The 5,504-nt window shown below is 63.0% G+C and carries 4 protein-coding genes; 3 read left to right on the top strand and 1 reads right to left on the bottom strand.

The annotated features are described in order from the left end of the window. Positions 1–6 precede the first annotated feature (6 nt). Complete coding sequence (locus ACMV8A_RS15415; RefSeq protein WP_495326018.1) at positions 7–126, top strand: thiosulfate oxidation carrier complex protein SoxZ; 120 nt, start codon at positions 7–9, stop codon at positions 124–126. 60 nt (positions 127–186) lie between these two features. Continuing rightward, positions 187–1,026 carry a sulfur oxidation c-type cytochrome SoxA gene (gene soxA, locus ACMV8A_RS15410; protein WP_495326770.1) on the top strand — a complete coding sequence of 280 codons (840 nt, stop codon included), beginning with the start codon at positions 187–189 and terminating at the stop codon, positions 1,024–1,026. 115 nt (positions 1,027–1,141) lie between these two features. Here the strand turns inward: soxA and ACMV8A_RS15405 are convergent, their stop codons facing one another. Then, the gene (locus ACMV8A_RS15405) at positions 1,142–3,226 is read right to left on the bottom strand and encodes a SulP family inorganic anion transporter (protein WP_495326769.1); all 2,085 of its coding nucleotides are present in this window, start codon (positions 3,224–3,226) and stop codon (positions 1,142–1,144) included. A gap of 283 nt (positions 3,227–3,509) precedes the next feature. Here ACMV8A_RS15405 and ACMV8A_RS15400 point away from each other — a divergent pair, with 283 nt between their 5' ends. After that, positions 3,510–5,357, top strand: a complete 1,848-nt coding sequence (locus ACMV8A_RS15400) for an SLC13 family permease (protein WP_495326771.1) — start codon at positions 3,510–3,512, stop codon at positions 5,355–5,357. The last annotated feature ends 147 nt before the right edge of the window (positions 5,358–5,504 follow it).

The following is a 5,504-nucleotide window of genomic DNA, read 5'->3' as shown; positions in this document are numbered from 1 at the left end:
GCCGCCATCTCCGCCAACCCCTATCTCTCCATCGAGTTCTCCGGCGCCAAGGCCGGCGACAAGGTCGCACTCTCCTGGGTCGACAACAAGGGCGAGAAGGATGCGGCCGAGACCGCCATCGGTTAAGAATCCGACCCGGAGTTCCAATAATAATCACTACATGCCAGATGTAAGAGGAGTCAGGATATGAAAGCATTGCTCACCACGGCAACCGCACTCGCCCTGCTCGTCGGCGCACCGCTTGCCGCGCAAGCCTCGCCGCAGCAGGATCTGAAAGAGTTCCGCGAGTACTACATGAAGAAGTTCCCCGGCGTTTCCCTGCAGGAATACGCCAACGGCGTCTATGCCATCGACCCGGTCTCCCGCGTCACCTGGGAAGCGTTGGAAGAAGACTTCCCGCCCTATGAGGATGACCTGAAGAAGGGCGAGAAGTTGTTCAAGACACCGTTCAAGAACGGCAAGACCTATGCCAGTTGCTTCCCCAACGGCGGTATCGGCATCGCGCAGAACTACCCCTACTTCGACGCCGCCAACAATACGGTGAAGACGCTGGAGCAGGAGGTGCAGGAATGCCGCACGAAGAATGGCGAAGAACCGCTGCGTCCCTTCGTCAACGACATCGCCTTCATCACCGCCTACATGGTCTCCACCTCCCGTGGCAAGAAGGTGAATGTGGTGGTGCCGAACGATCCGCGTGCCCTGGAATGGTACGAGCGCGGCAAACGTCACTTCTACATGAAGCGCGGCCAGCTCAACCTGTCCTGCGCCAACTGCCACAAGGACAGCGCCGGTCTCTATATCCGTGCCGAAATGCTGAGCCCGGCCCTGGGCCACACCACCCACTTCCCGGTCTATCGCCAGACCTGGGGCAACATGGGCACCCTGCACCGCCGCTATCAGGGCTGCAACGAGCAGGTTCGCGCCAAGGGCTTCGGCAGCCAGAGCGACGAGTACCGCGCGCTGGAATATTTCCACACCTACATGAGCAACGGTATCGAGATGAACGGCCCGGGCAGCCGCAAGTAAGCACTGCCTTTCAGCCAAATAAAAACCCGGCTTCGGCCGGGTTTTTTATTGTTCGTCTTTTCTTGGAAACATGTGGGCTGGACAATCGCTGCTAACCCCCCTGCCATCTTGCTCCCTACCTGCAGCCCTCGCGTTCCTCCACTGCCGCCAGAGCCAGCACCTCGTTGGCAAAGATCGCTCCCTCCAGCTTGGCCTCCAGGCCGGTGCGACGCATCACCTCACGCACTTGGGTGTTGAGTCCGCTGAACAGCACCTCGATACCGTTGTTGCGCAGACGCTCCACCAGATGATGCAACACGTCCTCGCCAGAGGCGTCGAGCTGGCTGATGCCGTGGCCCACCACCAACAGGTAACGCGCCTGCGGGCTATTGGCGACGGCCTCCAGGATGGCATCCTCGAAACAGGCGACATTGGCGAAATACAGGGCACCGTCGAAACGCACGATCACCACGCGCTTATCACCCTGTGCCTCGGGGTGTCCACACAACTCACACAAGTGGCCGTCGTCTGCACGACCCAATATCGCCATGTGCGGGCGCATGGTGCGCAGCAGGTACAGCACCACCGCGAGACCGGCACCCGCCAGGATGCCGAGGTCGAGATGGGGCGCAAACAGCAGGGTGGCGACGAAGGTGACGATGGCGGCGGCGCCGTCATGGCGATGCGCCTGCCAGGCATGCAGCATGGCCTTGAAATTGATGAGGCCGATCACTGCCAGCATGATTACTGCCGCCAGCACCGCTTGCGGCAGGTGATACAGCAGCGGGGTGAGGAACAACAGCGTGAGCAGCACCACACCGCCGCTAAACACCGAGGACATGCCGGTCACGGCACCGGCATTGACGTTCACCGCGGAACGGGAGAACGAACCGCTCACCGGATAGGACTGGGTGAAGCTGCCGACGATGTTGGCCAACCCCTGCCCCACCAGTTCCTGGTTAGGATCGATGCGGGCGCGCGTCTTTGCCGCCATCGCCTTGGCGATGGAGATCGCCTCCATGAAGCCGACCAGGGAGATGACCAGGGCACTGGACAGCAGGGCCACCATCATGTCCCAACTGAAACTGGGCGCCGCGATGGAAGGCAGACCGGCGGGAATGCTGCCGACCACCGCGCCACCGCCGGACAGCTGCACCTCATCACCGCGCACGGCGCGTATGCGCCAGCGCTGACCGTCATGCTTCATGCCGGCGGGAAAGTGATCACTCAAATAGAGAACCGCATCTCCCCCATCCTCTTCATCGCCCGGTACGCGATAAAAGGCAAACTGCTGCAGGGCACGCTGGGCGTGATGCTGCTCGCGTTCGGCGTCACGGCGCTCCGCCTGCAACAGCTCCAGTTCATAGCGCAGGGCGATCACGCGCCGGTCCTGGGCGCCGAACATCGCTGTCAGACGCGTCAGCTCCTGGCTCTTGCCGCCGATCTGTTGCGCCAGTTCGGCACCGGCCCGCTCCTTGTCCACCGTCAGCCGCGCCAGGGTGCGCAGCTCGGCGTCGTGGATTTGGCTGATGGATGCCGTGTCGTTGCGCTCGAACTCCGTGCCCCAACTGATCACCGTGGCAATGGCCACCGCAATCAGCACACCGGGCAGCTTCGGCGCATAGCGCCGCAGCCCCCACATGATGGCGAAGGCGCCCACTCCCATCAGCAGCGTGGGCAGGTGGGTATCGCCTATCTGCTGCAACACCCCCCAGATGTCCTGCAAAAACGACTCGCTGCGCCCGATGGATACGCCCAACAGCTTGTTGAGCTGGGACAAGCCGATGATGATGGCGGCGGCACTGGTGAAGCCGACGATCACCGGATGGGAGATGAAATTGACCACCACACCGAGGCGGAACATGCCCAAGGCCAGCTGGATCATGCCGACCAGCAAGGCCAGCAGTATCGCCAGGGCGATGAACTGCTCGCTGCCCAGGGCCGCCAGCGGCGCCAGCGCAGAGGCGGTCAGCAGCGAGACCACCGCCACCGGGCCGGTGGCCAGCTGGGCGGAAGAGCCCCACAAGGCCGCGATGATGCCGGGCAGAAAGGCGGCATACAGACCGTAATAGGCGGGCAAGCCGGCCAGTTGGGCATAGGCCATGGACTGGGGGATCAGTACCAGCGCCACGGTGATGCCGGCGATGAGATCGGCCCGGAAGGCCGTGCGGCTACGCGGCAACCACTGCAGGAAGGGCAGAAGTTTGTGCAATGAAATCATGTCGCTAAGCTCAGGTTTCGGCCATGCCAGCGGCAACACCAGGGGAGAATACGCAAAGCGGCCGGGGCACGGCAGTATACCGTAGAGGTAACCCGCCATGGCGTGCCGTTGCACTTTTCAGTATCATCAGCAGCCGTTTCGCGGCCACGCCCCGATCACGCCCCCTTCCCGGCGACCGCATGACATACCGTACCCCTCACCCCGCCTGGACGCCTCCGGTGCACGGCGCGGCCCATGTTATAGAAGGAGCAGGACGTTGGAAAATCTGACCCTCACCACGGAAATGATGTGGGTGATGGCGTTTCTTGCCTTTACCATTTATCTGTTTGTCTCTGAAATCGTGCGTGTCGACGTAGCCGCCGTGCTGGTGATGGTGCTGCTTGGCCTCACCACCGTCATACCCGACAACATCGTGCCGTCCCTGGTCGATGCCAAGCACCTGTTCGACGGTTTTGCCGCCAACGCCGTGATCTCCATCATCGCCGTGATGATCATTGGCGCCGGACTGGACAAGACCGGCGTGATGAGCAAAGTGGCCGCATTCATCATGAAGGTCGGCGGTTCCACCGAGCAGCGCATCATTCCGCTCATCTCCGGCACAGTCGGCTTCATCTCCAGTTTCATGCAGAACGTCGGCGCCGCCGCCCTGTTCCTGCCGGTGGTCAGCCGCATCTCCAACCGCACCGGGCTGCCCATGTCGCGCCTGCTGATGCCCATGGGCTTCTGTGCCATCCTCGGCGGCACCATCACCATGATCGGCTCCAGCCCGCTGATCCTGCTCAACGACCTGATCCTCACCTCCAACAAATCGCTCACCGCCCAGGGACTGGAGGCGATGGAGACCTTCGAGCTGTTCGCCGTCACCCCCATCGGCCTGGCCCTGGTCGCCACCGGCATCATCTACTTCGTGCTCGCCGGCCGCTTCGTGCTGCCCGCCAACAAGACCGAAGGCGCCGAAGGCATGAGCACCATGGAGTATTTCCGCAGCCAGTACGGCCTGAGCGGCGACATCTTCGAACTGTCCATACCCGCCGGCAGCCCGCTGGCCGACAAGACCGTCGAAGAACTGGAGGGTGCGCTCAGCCACGACGTCTCCGTCATCGCCCTGCGCATCGGCGACGACGTGCGCATCGCTCCGTCGCGTGACATTACCGTGCCGGCAGGTGCGGTACTGGCCCTGATGGGCACCAACGAGGCCATCCAGCGCCAGGCCGATGCCTACCGCCTGGAGCGCACCGGCGACACCAGCCATTTCGCCGAGGTGCTGACACCGAGCCGCGCCGGCATCTCCGAAATCGTCATTCCGCCCAATTCGCGCCTGGTCGGCAAATCCATCGGCGAAATCCGCATGCGCAAGACCCACGGCCTCAACGTGCTGGCCGTATACCGCGGCACCGCGGTGCTGCGCGAGAACCTGCGCGATCTGGTACTGCAATCGGGCGACACCCTGGTCCAGCACAGCCGCTGGGACGACCTGGCCGCCGCCGACAAGAACCGCCGCGACTTCCTCGTCATCACCACCGATTACCCGCACGAGGAGCTGCGCCCGCACAAGGTCCACTTCGCCCTGGGCTTCTTCCTGCTTGCCCTGAGTCTGGTGCTGTTCACCGACGTACGCCTGTCCGTGGCCCTGCTCACCGGCGCGGTGGGCATGATCCTGAGCGGCGTACTGACCATCGACGAAGCCTACGGTGCGGTGAGCTGGAAGACAGTATTCCTGCTCGCCAGCCTGATCCCGCTGGGCCAGGCGGTGGAGACCAGCGGCACCGCCAGCTGGATCGCCGTGCAGACCTTGCAGATCCTCGGCGGCGATGTGAATCACATCGTGCTGCAGGCGGTGATTGCGATCCTGGCCACCTTCTTCACCCTGGTGATGTCCAACGTCGGCGCCACCGTGCTGCTGGTGCCGCTGGCGGTGAACATCGCCATCCAGGCCGGCGCCAATCCGGCGGTGTTCGCCCTCACCGTGGCCATTGCCACCTCCAACTCCTTCCTCATCCCCACCCACCAGGTCAATGCCCTGATCATGGGTCCGGCCGGCTACCGCGTGGCCGACTTCATGCGCGCCGGCGGCATCATGACGGTGCTGTTCCTGATCGTGGCGCTGACCATGCTGAACATCGTGTTCTGATGCGGTGACGGACAGCGGGGACGCACGGAACACGCCTCCGCAGCAAACAGCCGACCAACAAAAAAGCCCGCTTGCGCGGGCTTTTTTGTGTTTGATTGGTGGGTCGTGTGAGACTCGAACTCACGACCAACGGATTAAAAGACCCTT

This window comes from Sulfurivermis sp. (assembly GCF_059410345.1).
This window is presented reverse-complemented; position numbering and strand designations above follow the sequence as displayed.